Here is a 14,636-nt window from a genome sequence, read left to right as displayed (position 1 = left end):
TCAGGTGACCATCCTCCGATTCGCTCGTTCTGCTGAACGTGCAGTCACAGGATGTCGCCCAGCGCCCCGCGCCCCCCTCCCCCGCCGGCCCGGTCGTCGACGTCGAGCAGGCCGAGGCCGCGCTCGTCGAGCACTATCCGCGGCTCGTGCGGCTCGCCTATCTGGTGCTGCCGCCGGGCCTGGGCCGCAGCAGGCGCGTCCTCACCGCACACTCCCTCACTCAGCGCGCACTTCCCCGCAACCGCACACCGGCTCCGGTGATCCCGGCCCAGTCGACAGGCCATGACGGCGATCCGGGCTACGCCCTGCTCCGTCTCCAGGTGCTGCGTACGGCGCTGGAGGCGGGGCTGCCGCTGAAGCGCAAGGCGTGGCCGAAGCGGTCCCAGCTGCCGCCGGTGCTGCCGCAGGTGTGGGGCCTGAAGCTGTTCCCGCGGTCCGGCGGCGCCGACGAACTCGCCCTGGACCAGCGACTGTCCACCCTGTCCGGCCCGGCCCGGGCCGTGTACGCGCTGCGCGGCCTGGAGCGGCTGACGGACGACGGCGTGCGCAAGGTGCTCACGGCGGCGGGTGTCGCCGACGCGGACGGTGCGCTGCTGGAGGCCGACGGGATCCCCGCGCAGTACGGGCTGCTCGACTCCCCCGAGTTCGACCCCTGCTCGCTCCAGGCCCGCCCCACCGACCTGATGCGGCGCCGCCAGCACCTGAAGGCCGCGCTGGCCACCGGGGCGGCCCTGCTGGTGTGCGGGGCGCTGCTGGGTCTGCCCGGCGAGGGCTGGGGCCCCGGCGGCGCCGCCGCGCCGCCGTACGCGCGGAACCCGGCCGCCCAGGCCGCCCTGGACCCGGCGAAGCTGACCAGGGTCTCCGCCACCGCGTGGCGCGGCTCGGCGCGCACCGACTTCTCGGTGTGGCCGGCCCGCGGTGATCTCACCGGCGACTCGGCCCTGCTGCGCCGCGCCCTGGCCGTCTGGGCCCGCCCCGGGGAGACGGTCCGGGTGTCCGCGACACGCGGCACCCCGTCCGGCGGCCCGGCCGGACCACCCCAGCTGCTGTACGCGGGGACGGTCGACGCGGCACGCGTGGTGATCCTCTACGACGGTCTGCGCATCGCCCGGTACGCCGAGCCGAAGGAGGGCACGCGGGGCGCCGCCCTGGACTTCGCCCGGGTCGACGGCGCGGGCCGGGCCGAGGCGGGCGCGGTGGTCCTGGGCCGGGCCGACGGCAATGTCCGCTATCTGATCGCCCCTTGGGTGAAGAAGGCGGCTGAGCGGGACCTGATGAAGCCGGCCTCCGGCGCGATGGACCTGGCCCTCACCGGCGGTGTGACCGCGCCGCTGGCCAGCCCGGTCCTGCGGGCCGGCGCGTGCGCGTCGTGGAACGTGCTGCAACTGGCCGACGGCACGCGCACGCGGCTGCTGACCGACCTCGGCGAACTGGTTCCGGCCCGGCTCACCGCCGGACGGCCCGGATCCCCGGGCGAGACGTCCGGTGCCGAGGCGCTCCGCGTGTGGGAGCCGCTCGCCTGCTCACTGGGCACGGTGCGCTCCGCGGGCGTGCGGAGCGTCAACGCCTGGGCGTTCAACGAGCAGCCGCTGCCGGACGCGAGCGGGTCGGCCGCCTGGGTGTGCACCCGGGCCGAGACCTGGCGGGGCGGCGGGGCGCGGGTGCTGGCCCAGTTCCACACGCCGGGCGGGACGTACGGGGCGGTGGCGGCCAAGGCCGAGAACGTCCTGGCGTGCGGGGCACGCGACCCGCACGTACTGGCCGGAGTGCTGTGGAAATCAAAGGCGGGCGACTGGTATCTGCTGGCCGCCGGCAGCCGGGAGACCGCGTCGATCCGGGCGACGGGCGGGGTCGGTGGGTCGTCGCAGACCAGCTTGCTGACCGTGCCGGCCGAGCGGGGTGCGCGGGCTGAGCTGAAGGGGACGCTGCGGGACGGGCGTTCGATCGGCGGACTGCGCTGACCGGCGGTTGAGGCGCCCGCCCGGCACACCCGGGTGACCATCCCCGATCGATCCGATCCGTTCGAGGCCGGAATCGATCGGTAAGGTGTTCGCATGACTACCGGGGTTCGCCGCAGATTGGGAGTCGAGGAGCGGCGGCAGCAGTTGATCGGCGTCGCCCTCGAACTGTTCAGCCGCCGCTCGCCCGACGAGGTCTCCATCGACGAGATAGCGTCGGCCGCGGGCATTTCACGCCCGTTGGTCTACCACTACTTTCCCGGCAAACTCAGCCTGTACGAGGCCGCGTTGAAGCGGGCCTCGGACGATCTCGCGGCCCGTTTCGTGGAGCCGCACGAGGGGCCGCTGGGGGCGCGGCTGCTGCGTGTGATGCGCCGCTTCTTCGACTTCGTGGACGAGCACGGCCCCGGTTTCTCCGCCCTCATGCGCGGCGGTCCGGCCGTCGGCTCCTCGACGACCAACGCGCTCATCGACTCCGTACGGCAGGCCGCGTATGTCCAAATTCTTTCGCACCTGAGCGTGACCGATCCGCCCGCGCGGCTGGAACTGGTCGTGCGTTCCTGGATCTCGCTCGCCGAGTCGACGGCGCTGATCTGGCTGGACGGCCGGCGCATTCCGCGGGCCGAGCTGGAGGTCCAGCTCGTCCACGACTTCGCCGCGCTCACCGCCGTCAGCGCCGCCCAGGACGCGGAGATGGCCGCCCTGATGCGCCGCATCGCCCAGGACGAGCCGGCCGACGGCCCGTTCGCCACACTGGCAGGCCGCCTGCCGGCACTGGCGACCTGAGATCGCTCAGCTCACGAACTTCCGGTAGGACGCGTCCAGTTCGCGCACCTCGGCGGAGGCGTGCAGCGGGCGCCCCGCGGCGGACTTCACGTAGGTGCGCACCAACTCCAGGGTGGCCTCGGCGAGCCGGGCCTTGGTCTCCTCGGTACGGCCGGCGAGCAGCGCGATGTGGACGTGCACATGGGCGTGCCCCTCGGTCTCGGAACCGACCACGACGTCCTCGGTCCGGCGGAACCGGGTCTTGCACGCCGGCGGCTTGGCGGCCGCGATCTCGACGGTTGCCTCGTGCAGCGCCTTCGCGAAACCGGGCCGGTCGAAGTCGTCCGCGAGGTCGGCGGAATAGTCGACGGTGATCTGCGGCATGAGCACTCCTGTTCTGGGCGGCCAACGGGCTCACCCTAACCGCAGGGCCAGCATCGCGATGTCGTCCTCCCGGTCCCGGCCGAAACAGCCCAGCAGCACGTCGCAGAGGGTGTCGAGGCCGGCCGGGGCGTCGGCGGCGGCCGTGCGGAGCTGTTCCAGGGAGGTCTCGAGGGGAGTGCCGCGGGTCTCGATGAGGCCGTCGGTGACCATGAGGAGGCGGTCGGTGGGGGCCAGGTGCCGCTCGGTCGGCGCGGGCCGTTCCAGACCCAGCCCGAGCAGCGGACCGCACGCGTCGACGTAGTCGGCACCACCCCCGTCGCGCAGGATCAGCGGCGGGATGTGCCCGGCGTTGGCGATCCGCACCCGCCCGCTGCCGGGGTCGATCAGGGCCAGGCAGACGGTGGCTGTGACGTCGGGGTGGTACTGCTGGAGCATCCGGTCGAGCCCCTCGGCCAGGACCACCGGGTCGCTCTCGGTCACGCAGTAGGCGCGCAGCGCGTGCCGGATCTCGACCATGACGGTGGCCGCGTCCAGCGAGTGCCCGACGACGTCCCCGACGGCGGTGAGCACACCGTCGCCGGTGCGCAGGGCGGCGTAGAAGTCGCCGCCGATCTCGGTCTGCCGGGAGGCGGGCACATAGCGGACGACGATGTCGACGCCGGGCAGATGCGGCAGCTTGTGCGGCTGGGGCAGGAAACTGTGCTGGAGGGTGAGGGCGACATGCCGCTCCACCCGGTACAGCAGCAGCGGCTCGGCGGCGAGCGCGCAGGCCTGGGCGAGGCGGGCGAGCAGCCCGTCGGCCGCGGGGTCGGTGATCGCGGCGCGCCGTACGGGCGTGGCGAGGCAGACCGCCGTCCGGCCGTCCTGGGCGGTCGCCACGGTCAGGCGTGCGTCCTCCTCGACGCCCGGCCGGAACATCCCGGTCGGCCACAGGGGCGCGGGGACGACGGTGCTGGTGACGCCCGTGCGGCCCTCCGCGAGCCGGGTGACCAGCCGTGCCGCCGCCTGGTGCGCGCCGCTGTCCGCCGGTGCGGGGCGGCACCGGGCCGTGCCCCGGTACGGCTCGCCGTCCGGGCCGATCACGAACACCACGGCGGGCGAGGCGGTGAGGTGCGCGGCGCCGTCGGCGGCCGCGGCGGCGAGTTCCCGCGGGCAGCGGGCGGCCTGCACGCTGACGATGGCCTCGGACAGCAGCGTCAGACGGTGGACGGCGGTCTCGGCGCCCGTGCTGCGGCGGGCCCCGCGCACGGCGGCCCGTACGACGGCCTGGATCTCCTGCGGCTCGGCGGGCACGGTCAGATAGGCGTCGCCGCCCGCGTCCAGTCCCCGGCACCGGTCGCCGGGCGCGGTCGCGGCGGCGGAGAAGTGCACGACGGGCAGCGCGGCCATGGGCGGCTGCGCCCGGACCCGGCGGCACAGTTCGAAGCCGCTCATGTCCGGCAGGCCCACGTCGACGAGGGCCACGTCGGGCAGAGTTCCGTCCCGCAGCCGGACGTCGAGTTCGACGAGCGCCTCGCCGCCGCTGGCGACCGGCACGACCTGGTGGCCGGCCCGGCTCAGCACCGCGCCCATGGCGTACCGGCTGGCCGCGACGTCGTCCACGACCAGCACGGTGGTGCCTGGCGTCTGCTGCGCGCTGTTGCCGTACATCTCGACAGCCCCTCGGGGCGTATGTGGGTGGGGCAGGCCGTCGGTCGCGGCCTGCCCCACCCAACGTAGTGCGGCTATCCGGCGGCCCGGGTGAAGACGGCGACCGTACGCCCCGGAACGGCGAACGTGCCCGATTCCGCCGCGTAGGAGGACGACTTGACGGTAGAGTCCGCCCCCGCCGCCTGCACCGGGTGCAGCCGGTATCCGGTCCCGGCGAGTGCGGGGACGCGCTGTTCCCGCCGCTCGGGCGTGGCGTTGAAGACGACGACGAGGTCACCGAGCCGCATGGTGATCACACCGGGTGTCTCGTCCTTGCCGGACAGCGGGAAGGAGAGCCGGGACTGCACCTGCTCGGCGGTGCCGAGGGAGAAGTCCCGCTCGGTGGTACGGATCCGCAGCAGGTCGCGGTACGCCGCCGAGGCGCCCTCGATCTGCTCGCAGCCCACCCTGACCTTGCTCAACAGGGGCTTGGCGTAGGGCCACTTGTCGGCGTTGTCGGCCGCCATGGGCAGTCCGCGGCCGAACCCGTTGCCGTCGGCGCAGTTCCAGTGGACGGCGTTGAACCAGTCGCCGCTGTCGTAGGAGTTGCGGTCCAGGGACTTGGAGCGGAGCAGGTCGGTGCCCGCCTGGGAGAGGGCCGGGCCCTGGGACAGGGTGGCCGTCGCCATGGCGAGGACCTGCATCCGGGCCCGGTCGGACGCACTCGTCGTGGCAGGCAGCTTGAAGGCGAGCGCGTCGAACAGGGACTCGTTGTCGTGCGCGTCGGCGTAGGCGAGGGCGTCGCCGGGGGCGTCCGCGTAGCCGGCGGGTGAGCCGTTGTAATCGACCTCGGAACCCTTGACCTCCTTGCCGCCGGTGTCGGTGAACCGGTAGCCGGCGAGGTTGCCGGAGAGCCCGACCTTGATCAGGTCCTGGTAGTGCAGCAGGCGGGCCTTCTGCTCGGCCGGAGTGCCGTTGTTCTCCGAGGAGTTGGGTTCGGTGTAGAGGCCGGACGCGAAGCCCTGCACGCCGGGGTCCTCGTCGAAGGGGCCGCCGCCGCGCACGGCGTCACGGGCCCGGTCGGAGAAGGTGGCGATGCCGGTGCCCGCCATGTTCCTCTGGGTGGCCTGGACGAACCGGGCGTCGTCGGCGACCTCACCGAAGTTCCAGCCCTCCCCGTACAGGATGATCTCCTTGCCGTCGACGCCGTCCTTCCGCGGGGTGAGCGCGTCGAGGGCCTTGCGGACCGCGAGGACGTTGGCCTTGGGGTGGTGCCCCATGAGGTCGAAGCGGAAGCCGTCGACCTTGTACGCCTTGGCCCAGGTGACGATCGAGTCGACGACGAGCTTGCCCATCATGGCGTTCTCGGTGGCGGTGTTGGCACAGCAGGTGCTGTTCGCCACCGAGCCGTCGGCGAGAAGCCGCTGGTAGTAGCCGGGCACGATCCGGTCGAGGACGCTCGTCCCCTCCTGGCCGGCGGCCGCGGTGTGGTTGTAGACGACGTCCATCACGACCCGCAGGCCGTCGTCGTTCAGCGCCTTGACCATCCTGCGGAACTCGACCGTACGGGCCGTGCCGTCCGGGTCGCTGGCGTAGGAGCCCTCGGGGACCGTGTAGTGGTACGGGTCGTAGCCCCAGTTGTAGGCGTCCTTCGCGGCGATCTTCCCGACGCACTCCTGCTGCTTGTCGGAGTCGGCCGGGTAGGAGGCCAGGTCACAGTCGACGCTCGCCTGGTCGGCCCCGCGCTCCGGGATCGTGGCGATGTCGAAGGCGGGCAGGAGGTGGACGTACGAGGTGCCGGCCTTCGCCAGCTCGCGCAGGTGCTTCGAGCCGTCGCTCGCCTTGTCGGTGAAGGCCAGGTAGGTGCCCGGGTGCTTCGCTGTGCGGTCCTCGACGGAGAAGTCGCGGATGTGCAGCTCCTGGATCTGGGCGTCCCGCAGCGGTACGGCCTTGGGCTTGGTGTACGTCGACCAGCCGCTCGGTGCCAGGGACTTGTCGCCGAGGTCGACGACCAGGCTGCGCTCGGAGTCCGCGGTGAGGGCGACCGCGTAGGGGTCGGTGACCTTGTTGGTGACGACCTTGCGGACGCTGGGCGCCCAGACCTTGACCACGTACCGGTAGGGCTTGCCCTTCCAGGACCTGGGGCCGGTGACGGACCAGACGCCGGTGCTGCCGTCGCGGTTCATCGGCACGGTGGAGTCGCCGATCTCCAGTGCCACGTGCTGCGCGGTCGGTGCCCAGACGGACAGCGTGGGGCGGCCCCGGGAGAACGTCGGCCCCAGGTCGGCCTTCGTCGCGTCGTACAGGTCGTCGAGGACACCGGCGACCTGGACGCCGGTCGCCGCGAGCACGGCGCCGTTCACGGCGTGCCGCGTCGCGACCACCTGGCCGCGCAGGGCCTCGCGGACCCGGTCGCGGTCGCGTGGGTCGACGGTCCAGGCGTCGTACTCCTCCAGGTGCGGGAACCGGGCCTTCTGGGCGTCGGTGAGCTCGCTCCTCGACAGCCGCAGCCACTTGGCGTCACCGGTCAGGGCACCGTCCCGCACCGCGATGGAGCCGTCGCGGGCGTAGAGCAGCTGGGTGGAGGCGGCGGCCTCGGAGCCGTTCCAGGCGAGGGTGTTCCGGTCGATCCAGACCGCCTTGGACGTGGTCAGGTCGAGGGCGGCCGAGGTGCCCGCGGGCTGCGGGAGCAAGTACCTCTCCTGGCCGCTCAACAGCCACACCTCGTGGCCGTTGGCCCGGAGGTCGAGCGACTGGTCGGCGGGCAGGTCCTTCTCGTCGCCCTTGTGGATGATGTAGCTGAGGCTGGTGGCACCGTCGCTGAGCGGTACCTCGTAGACCGCACCATACGTATCAGTCTTGACCGGCTTCAGGGGATTCGACCACTCGGTGGGGTGCGCGGCGCCCGTCCAGACGTGCAGGCCCCAGCCGTCGTAGTTCCCGTCGGCGCGGTGGTAGTGCAGGACGGCCTTGGTCTTGTCCGGCGCCGGGTGGTCCGGGCGCTCGGTGGTGACGGTCTCCTTGCCCTGTTCGATCCAGACCTCGCCGGTCTTGGTGACGTCGATCGTGCGGTCGGTGGCGACGTCCTTGCCGCCGTCCTTGTCGATGACCAGGAAGCCGACGTTCGAGGCGCCGGGCTTGAGCTTGACGTAGGCGAATGCACCGTAGGCGTCACGGCCGGTGAAGGGGTGGCTGTCGGGCCACTGGGTGGCCTCACCGTCGGCGAGGTCGCCCCAGGCGTACAGGCCCCAGTCGTCGTAGTTCCCGTCGGCGCGCTTGTAGTGGACGATCGCGTGGTCGCGGGAGGAGGCGCTGGGCGGCTCCTGGGCGGGCGGGGTGCCGGTGGTGGAGGCGGCCAGGGCGCTCGCGGTGCGGCCGGCCGAGTCGACCACGACCGCCTTGTAGCGCAGGGGCGTGCCCGGCGGTACGTCCTCGGCGACGGTCTGGGTGACCTTGTACGGGGCGTGGTCGGCGGAGCCGAGGGTCTGCCACGCGCCGTTGCCGACCTGGGCGGCGAAGACGACACGGTTGAGCCGGCCACCGTCGACATCGGCGGAGAGCTCCACCCTGCCGGTGGCGCCGGCCGCCGGGGCCTTCAGGGTGACCGTCGGCTCGGTGGCGGGCGCGGCGAGCCTGCCGGCCGCCTTGAGCACGATTACCGAGCCGGGCGGGACGGTGACGGTGAGCTTCCTGTCGCCGTCGCTCTTCAGGGAGTCGTCGGTGCCGTGGATGCCCTCGAAGGTCATGCCGGCCGAACCGGTCGCGAAGGTCGCCGTCCTCGCCTCGTCCGCGTTGTTGACGGCGACGACGTACTCGATGCCGCTCTTCGCGTCGGTGCGGGAGAAGGCGTACACGCCCGGGCCGTCGGCCGCGTACCGCTGCTGCTGGACGCCGTCGGCCAGGGCGGGGTTGGCCTTGCGGAGCCCCGCGAGAGCACTGATCTGGCGGTAGAGCGGTGCTCTCGTGTCGTAGGCGTCCTCGGCGTGGGTGCGGTCGGTGCCGATCCGGTCGTCGTCGAGGTAGTCGGCGGTGCGGGAGGCGAACATGCTCTGCCGGGCGTCCTTGTCGCCGCCCGCGCCGGTGAAGCCCTGCTCGTCGCCGTAGTAGACGACGGGGTTGCCGCGGCTGAGGAACATCAGCTCGTTGGCGAGCTTGTCCTTCCTGAGCAGCTCGGCGTCGGTGGCCTTCGGGTCGTCCTGCTTCAGGAAGTACCCGATCCGGCCCATGTCGTGGTTGCCGAGGAAGGTGACCTGCTCGTACGCGTTCGCCTTGTCGGTCGTGTACTTGTAGTCGTCGCCGAAGACGCTCGCGAGCTTCTGCGCGCTGCCGCCCTGGGAGACGTACTGGCGGGCCGCCTCCTGGAAGGGGAAGTCGAGCGTGGCGTCGAGGCGGCCCTGGGTGACGTACGGGGAGGTGACGTCCGTGTCGGCCGAGTAGACCTCGCCGAACATGAAGAAGTCGTCGCGGCCCTGCCTGGCCGCGTAGGCGTCGAGGGCGGTGGCCCACTGCGTCCAGAACTCCGTGTTCACGTGCTTCACGGTGTCGATCCGGAAGCCGTCGACGTCGAAGTCCCGCACCCAGCGCTGGTAGATCCTCTCCATGCCCCGTACGACCTCGGGCCGCTCGGTCCACAGGTCGTCGAGCCCGGAGAAGTCGCCGTGCGCGGAGCTCTCACCTGCGAAGGTGGAGTCGCCGCGGTTGTGGTACATCGTCGGGTCGTTGAGCCAGGACGGGACCTTGTTGTTCCTGGTCACCCTGGGCGTGCGCGGAAAGGACCCGCTGCCGATCCCGGGGAAGTCCCGCCGCCCGTCCGCGTAGTCGGCGTCGTCGAAGGGCACGCCGTCCTTGGTCAGGTACGGGAAGGCGCCCTTGGAGAGGTAGTCGTACGACTTCTCCTCATAGTCGACGACATCCGCCGTGTGGTTGGTGATGACGTCGAAGAAGACCTTCATGCCCTTGGCGTGCGCCTTGTCGATGAGGGTCTCGAGGTCCTCGTTGGTGCCGAAGTGCGGGTCGACCTGGGTGAAGTCGGTGATCCAGTAGCCGTGGTAGCCGGCCGAGGCGTTCGCCCCCGTGCCCTGCACGGGCTGGTTCTTGAAGATCGGGGCCATCCAGAGGGCGGTGGTGCCGAGACCCTTGATGTAGTCGAGCCTCTTGGCCAGGCCCTTGAGGTCGCCGCCCTGGTAAAAGCCCTTGTCGGTGGGGTCGTAGCCGGTGGACAGGCGCGAACCGGTCAGCCCGCCCTTGTCGTTGCGCGGGTCGCCGCCCGCGAACCGGTCCGGCAGGACGAAGTAGAACTGCTCACGGGTGGCGTCGTGGCGGGCGGGCTCGGCGGCGAGCTTCGCGTCGGGCGGGGGCGCCGGCGGGGTGGCCGCCCCGGCGGCGAGAGGCTGGACGAGTGCTGCGGCCAGCGCGGTGGCGGTGACCGCAGCGACCCGTCCGGCAGGGGAGGTTCGGCGCCATGAGGGCGCACGCCATCTCGGTATCACTGACGTGGACTCCTTGCGGTTGCGGCTCTCTCGGGTCCGACCCCGCGCGACCGTATCGCCGCCGAAACGCTTACAGCAAGAGTCCTGAAACTGTTGGAAAGATTTTTCAGCGGCGCTCTCAGCAGGTCGAGTTGGTCTGCGTCAGCAGACCCAGCCGCCACGGGAGCGTGCTATAGGGGCCGCTCGCCGCGGGGTCCATACCCTGGTAGAGGTACTGGAGCCGGCACGGATTGACGGTCAGTGTCTGGTCGTTGGTGTGGCGGACCATCTCGCCGTGGCTGATGTCCCGGGTCCAGGGGGTGCCGCTGAAGGTGACGTTGTTCGAGCGCGCGAACGGATTGGACTCGGTGTCGGCCGGCGGACTCCAGCGGCCGGCGATGCTGTTCGACGTCCAGGACCGGAAGTACCTCTCGCCGTCGCCGCCGATCGCCTCGTTGAGCAGCAGATAGGTGTTCGAGTCCGTGATCTTGTAGACGTTGGCGGCCTCCCACAGGCGGTACTTGCTGGAGTCCTGCAACGCGATGACGGTGTTGGTGAAGCCGTTCGGGTAGGTGGCCAGCGAGGTCTCCGACCGGTACAGGTGGCCGTTGTCGTCGGAGGAGAACAGGTAGCACTTGGCGCTGTCGCAGACGACCCAGAAGTCGACCCAGTGGCCGCTGCCGATGTTGTCCCGGATGATCTGCGGCATGCCGTTCGCGTAGAACTTCTTCGGCGCGGTCCACGACCTGGGGTTGCTGATGTCCGTCGTGGTCGAGTACGCCGCGTTGTCGCCGGTCTGGTAGACGAGGTACCAGAGCTTCCGCGGCGCGACGTAGAACACCTGCGGCGCGGCCTTGCACCCAGAGCCGATGGCCGTCCGGTCCAGGTAGCGGTGCTGCGCGGAGGCGGCCTGCTGCCAGCCGGCGAAGTTCAGCCTGTTCTTGCGAGGAACCCCGGGGCTTCGCCCCCGGGAGGAATCGCGTCTTCGGGCTCGCGGCGCGGAGCGCCGCGGTATCGCTGTGTCCGCCCGGCCGCGTAGCGGCCGGGTATCACTCGGGCGGATGCGGCCAGAGTGCGCGCATCACTCGATGGGGTGAGCGGTGGCGAACGTGTGGTGGGGTGTTAACGACGGGTAGTTGACATACACCAACCTGTACGTGCCGTTGGTGGTCGTGGTGCTGGCGAACACGTGCCAGCGGCCGTTGTGGTACACGACAGACGGGCCCTTGATCGCGCTGAGCTGGTGCGTGGCGTCCGACTTCGGGGAGATGAGCGACCCGCTGGAGTTCCACGTGAAGCTGCTCGGCAGGGCGGCCGCCGCGTCCGGCGACGCCGAGGTCGGCGAGACCAGGGCACCGAGCAGCAGGGCCAGCCCGCCGACCAGGACTCCCAGACGTCGCGTCAGGCGCATCGTGTCTCCTATCGCTGGATGGTGTAGGTGACGAGCGAGCGGGCCGGAACCGTGGCCTTCAGCGATCCCCCGCTGACCGGCACGGCCGGCTGCCGGGCGGTGCTGTGGGAGCCGTTGGTCAGATACGGGGTCGCCGTCCCGCTGGTGAACCCGATGTTCTGAAGGCTGAACGACACCGGGGTGGCACTGCCGGCCGCGTTGAGCGCCACGACCGTCACGGAACCGTCGGTGTTGCGGAACGCCGACAGCCTGAGGTTGCCGTCGGACGTGGTGGCGCCGATGCGGGTGGCCCCGGGCCGGATGAAGCGGCTGTAGTTGGCCAGGGCCCACAGGCGCTTGGAGACGTGGTAGTTCGCGCCGTCCATCTGGATCAGCCCGCGGGTGGCGCCGGTCGAGGCGCCGTACCAGTACACGTAGCCGCTGGTGTTGCCCTTGGTGAGGGCGTCGTGGACGGCGGAGGCGACCGTGAACCCGTCGTAGCCGCTGCCGTCGTCCCAGGCCTCGTTCCAGGTGGTGCCGTTGGGCGACCACTCCGACATCCAGGTCCGCTTCCGGGTGGGCAGGGGACCGTCGACCGGACTGGCGTAGGTGTGGCCGGCGTGGGTGTCGACGAAGCCGCGGGCCGTCGCGTCGGCCTCGATCGCCCTGGTGTAGTTCTTCTGCTGGTTCCAGCCGAAGGAGTCGCAGCAGACGACCTTGTACCCACCGGCCCTCGCGACCGGGCCGAAGACCTTGGTGAACTCGGCCGCCTGGGCGGGCGTGAGCCGCATGGAGTCGTACGTCGCGGTGTAGTCGGGCTCGTTGACGAACCCGAGATCGGTGACGCGGATGCCCTCCTGGGCGTAGAACTTGGCGTACTGCACGAGGTAGTCGGCGTACGCCCGGCGCCAGTCGCCGCTCGCGCAGCTCGCACCGGACAGCCCGCACAGGGTGCCGCCGTTGGCGTCGGTCCCATTGGTCTTCATGTACCCGGGGGCGCTCCAGGCGTCGGCGTAGAAGCGGTTCACGCCGTACGCCTTGGCCTGCTGGGCGAGCCACACCTGGCCCTTGTCGTTGCGGTCCCAGACGTACTTGGGAGTCGCGTCGGGCCCGCCGGGGTCGGTCGGCTGGATGCCCGAGTCGATGCCGAGGCGCAGGATGCTCAGCCCGACGCCGGTGGTCCTGCTGAAGAGCAAGTCGAGGATCTCGCGTTGGCGCTGGGCGGGCAGGCCCTGCGAGCCTCGCATGATCTCGGCCCGGCCGAAGTGCTCGGAGATGCCGAAGCCGTCGATCGGCTGGTGCCGGGTGGACCCGTTGACGGTCGCCGAGGCGTCCGCCCGGCTGTCCGCCGGCGATGCCCCCGCGGTGACACCGGCGGTGGTCATCAGCACCGCCAGGGACGTCACCGTCCACCTTCTGAGCCCGCGCAGCGTGATCCGTCCCGTCATGGGAGCGCTCCCAGTGGTAGGCGATCGCCCCTCGGGGTTTCCGAGGGGCGAGTGTTCGAGATGTTGAACAGCGTTCAGGGAGTTGCCACTGGGGAGGGAACGTAGGGCGGCGTTCCGGAAGCGTCAATCCCTCACGCGCCGCATCGGGGCGCTCGCGCTCAGCAGTTCGGTCTGCCCGCGTGCAGGGCGAGGGCCGTGTTCGCGCCGAGGGTGGCAGTGAACTGTCCGCCGGAGTTCACCGCCACCGGGGTGTTGTTCTGCACGTTGCAGTACGTCCCCTCCGGCAGCGAGGTCTGGTAGGTCCGGGTCAGGGAGCCCGACTCGTGGTTGATCGCCACGAAGCCCTTGCCGCCCCGGCCGAAGGCGATGGCGTCGCCGCCGTTGTCCCACCAGTTGGTGACCGGCTCACCGCGGGTGGCGTTGCGGAAGCCGACCATCGACCTGATCTCCGGCCAGTTGTGCTGGCACTTCCAGCCGTCCTGCCAGCAGGCGTTCACCTGACCGCCGTTCGGCGGGCCGGCGTCGTGGTCGGTGAACTCGTAGCCGGAGTTGATGTCGGGCGCGCCGTAGCGCCAGGCGAGCATGAAGACGTTGGCCAGCGTGTAGGTGGCACCGTCCTTGTAGTTCAGGGTGGAGCCGTTGCGCTCGGTGTCGTGATTGTCGACGAAGACACCTGAGACGCCGCTGCCCATGTAGCCCCAGCCCTCGCCATAGTTCTTCAGATAGGCGAGGTTCTCGTTGTTGAAGACCCGCTTGAGGTCGTAGGCGTAGCGGAACTCCTGGACGTCGCCGTTGCCGGTGTACTCGGTGGGCTGGACGGCCTCGCCGGCGCCGAAGATGACCTCCTGCTTCCAGTACACCGACGGATTGCTCAGCCGGGACTTGATGTTCGCGAGGTCGGCGGCGTCCATGTGCTTGGCCGCGTCGATGCGGAAGCCGTCGACACCGAGGGAGAGCAGGTCGTTCATGTACCCGGCGATGGCGCCGCGGACGTAGTTCTCTCCGGTGTCGAGGTCGGCGAGGCCCACCAGTTCGCAGCGCTGGACGTTCCAGCGGTCCTGGTAGTCGCTGATCCGGGAGGTGCAGTCGTCGAAGTCGTACGAGGAGTACAGGCCGGGGTAGTCGTACTTCGTGTACGACGAGCCGCCGGTACCGGTGCCGCTGCCCGCCGACATGTGGTTGACGACCGTGTCGACGACGACCTTCACACCGGCCGCGTGGCAGGTGTTCACCATGCTCTGGAAGGCCGCGCGGTCACCGAGCCGACCGGCGATCTTGTAACTGACCGGCTGGTACGACGTCCACCACTGCGGGCCCTGTATGTGCTCGGCGGGCGGGGAGACCTGGACGTAGCCGTATCCGGCGGGCCCGAGGGTGGTGCCGCACTCGCGGGCGACGGAGGCGTACTTCCACTCGAAGAGGACGGCGGTGACGTCCTTGGTGCCAGGTGGGGAGGCCTGCGCACCGGTCGGGTTCATGACAACCGCAGTTGCGGCGAGCGCGACGGCGGCGGAGAGGTGTCTGCGTGCCATGCGGGGCTTCCTTCTTCGTTGAAGGTTCTTGCTGCAAGGTTCAGAAACCTTGCGGTGACGCA

8 protein-coding genes and 1 pseudogene are annotated in these 14,636 nt (G+C 70.8%); 2 read left to right on the top strand and 7 right to left on the bottom strand.

The window, feature by feature from the left end:
- Positions 1-38: 38 nt before the first annotated feature.
- Positions 39-1,961: a hypothetical protein gene (locus ACZ6TU_RS08670; RefSeq protein ID WP_467680849.1), complete on the top strand. Its 1,923-nt coding sequence runs from the start codon at positions 39-41 to the stop codon at positions 1,959-1,961.
- A 93-nt stretch (positions 1,962-2,054) separates the two neighbouring features.
- The gene (locus tag ACZ6TU_RS08665) at positions 2,055-2,744 is read left to right on the top strand and encodes a TetR/AcrR family transcriptional regulator (RefSeq protein WP_467680847.1); all 690 of its coding nucleotides are present in this window, start codon (positions 2,055-2,057) and stop codon (positions 2,742-2,744) included.
- Between the two features lie 6 nt (positions 2,745-2,750).
- Here the strand turns inward: ACZ6TU_RS08665 and ACZ6TU_RS08660 are convergent, their stop codons facing one another.
- The 7 genes and pseudogenes from ACZ6TU_RS08660 to ACZ6TU_RS08630 all read right to left on the bottom strand — a co-directional run bounded on the left by ACZ6TU_RS08660 (position 2,751) and on the right by ACZ6TU_RS08630 (position 14,574).
- Positions 2,751-3,107, bottom strand: a complete 357-nt coding sequence (locus tag ACZ6TU_RS08660; RefSeq protein ID WP_467680845.1) for a 5-carboxymethyl-2-hydroxymuconate Delta-isomerase — start codon at positions 3,105-3,107, stop codon at positions 2,751-2,753.
- Between the two features lie 30 nt (positions 3,108-3,137).
- The gene (locus tag ACZ6TU_RS08655; protein WP_469547514.1) at positions 3,138-4,757 is read right to left on the bottom strand and encodes a SpoIIE family protein phosphatase; all 1,620 of its coding nucleotides are present in this window, start codon (positions 4,755-4,757) and stop codon (positions 3,138-3,140) included.
- 74 nt (positions 4,758-4,831) lie between these two features.
- A complete protein-coding gene (pulA, locus tag ACZ6TU_RS08650; RefSeq protein WP_469547512.1) occupies positions 4,832-10,225 on the bottom strand; it encodes a pullulanase-type alpha-1,6-glucosidase in 5,394 nt (1,797 codons plus the stop codon).
- A gap of 118 nt (positions 10,226-10,343) precedes the next feature.
- A pseudogene (locus ACZ6TU_RS08645) lies at positions 10,344-11,138 on the bottom strand (non-reducing end alpha-L-arabinofuranosidase family hydrolase); the annotation flags it as partial.
- A 147-nt stretch (positions 11,139-11,285) separates the two neighbouring features.
- On the bottom strand, positions 11,286-11,615 hold the full coding sequence (locus ACZ6TU_RS08640; protein ID WP_467680839.1) for a non-reducing end alpha-L-arabinofuranosidase family hydrolase: 330 nt from the start codon (positions 11,613-11,615) through the stop codon (positions 11,286-11,288).
- A gap of 8 nt (positions 11,616-11,623) precedes the next feature.
- A complete protein-coding gene (locus ACZ6TU_RS08635; RefSeq protein WP_469547510.1) occupies positions 11,624-13,042 on the bottom strand; it encodes a glycoside hydrolase family 30 protein in 1,419 nt (472 codons plus the stop codon).
- 158 nt (positions 13,043-13,200) lie between these two features.
- Complete coding sequence (locus ACZ6TU_RS08630; RefSeq protein WP_469547508.1) at positions 13,201-14,574, bottom strand: alpha-amylase; 1,374 nt, start codon at positions 14,572-14,574, stop codon at positions 13,201-13,203.
- Positions 14,575-14,636 lie beyond the last annotated feature (62 nt).

This window comes from Streptomyces sp. NPDC052064 (assembly GCF_055585925.1).
The sequence above is the reverse complement of the archived record's forward strand: the minus strand, read 5'-3'. Positions and strand labels throughout refer to the sequence as shown.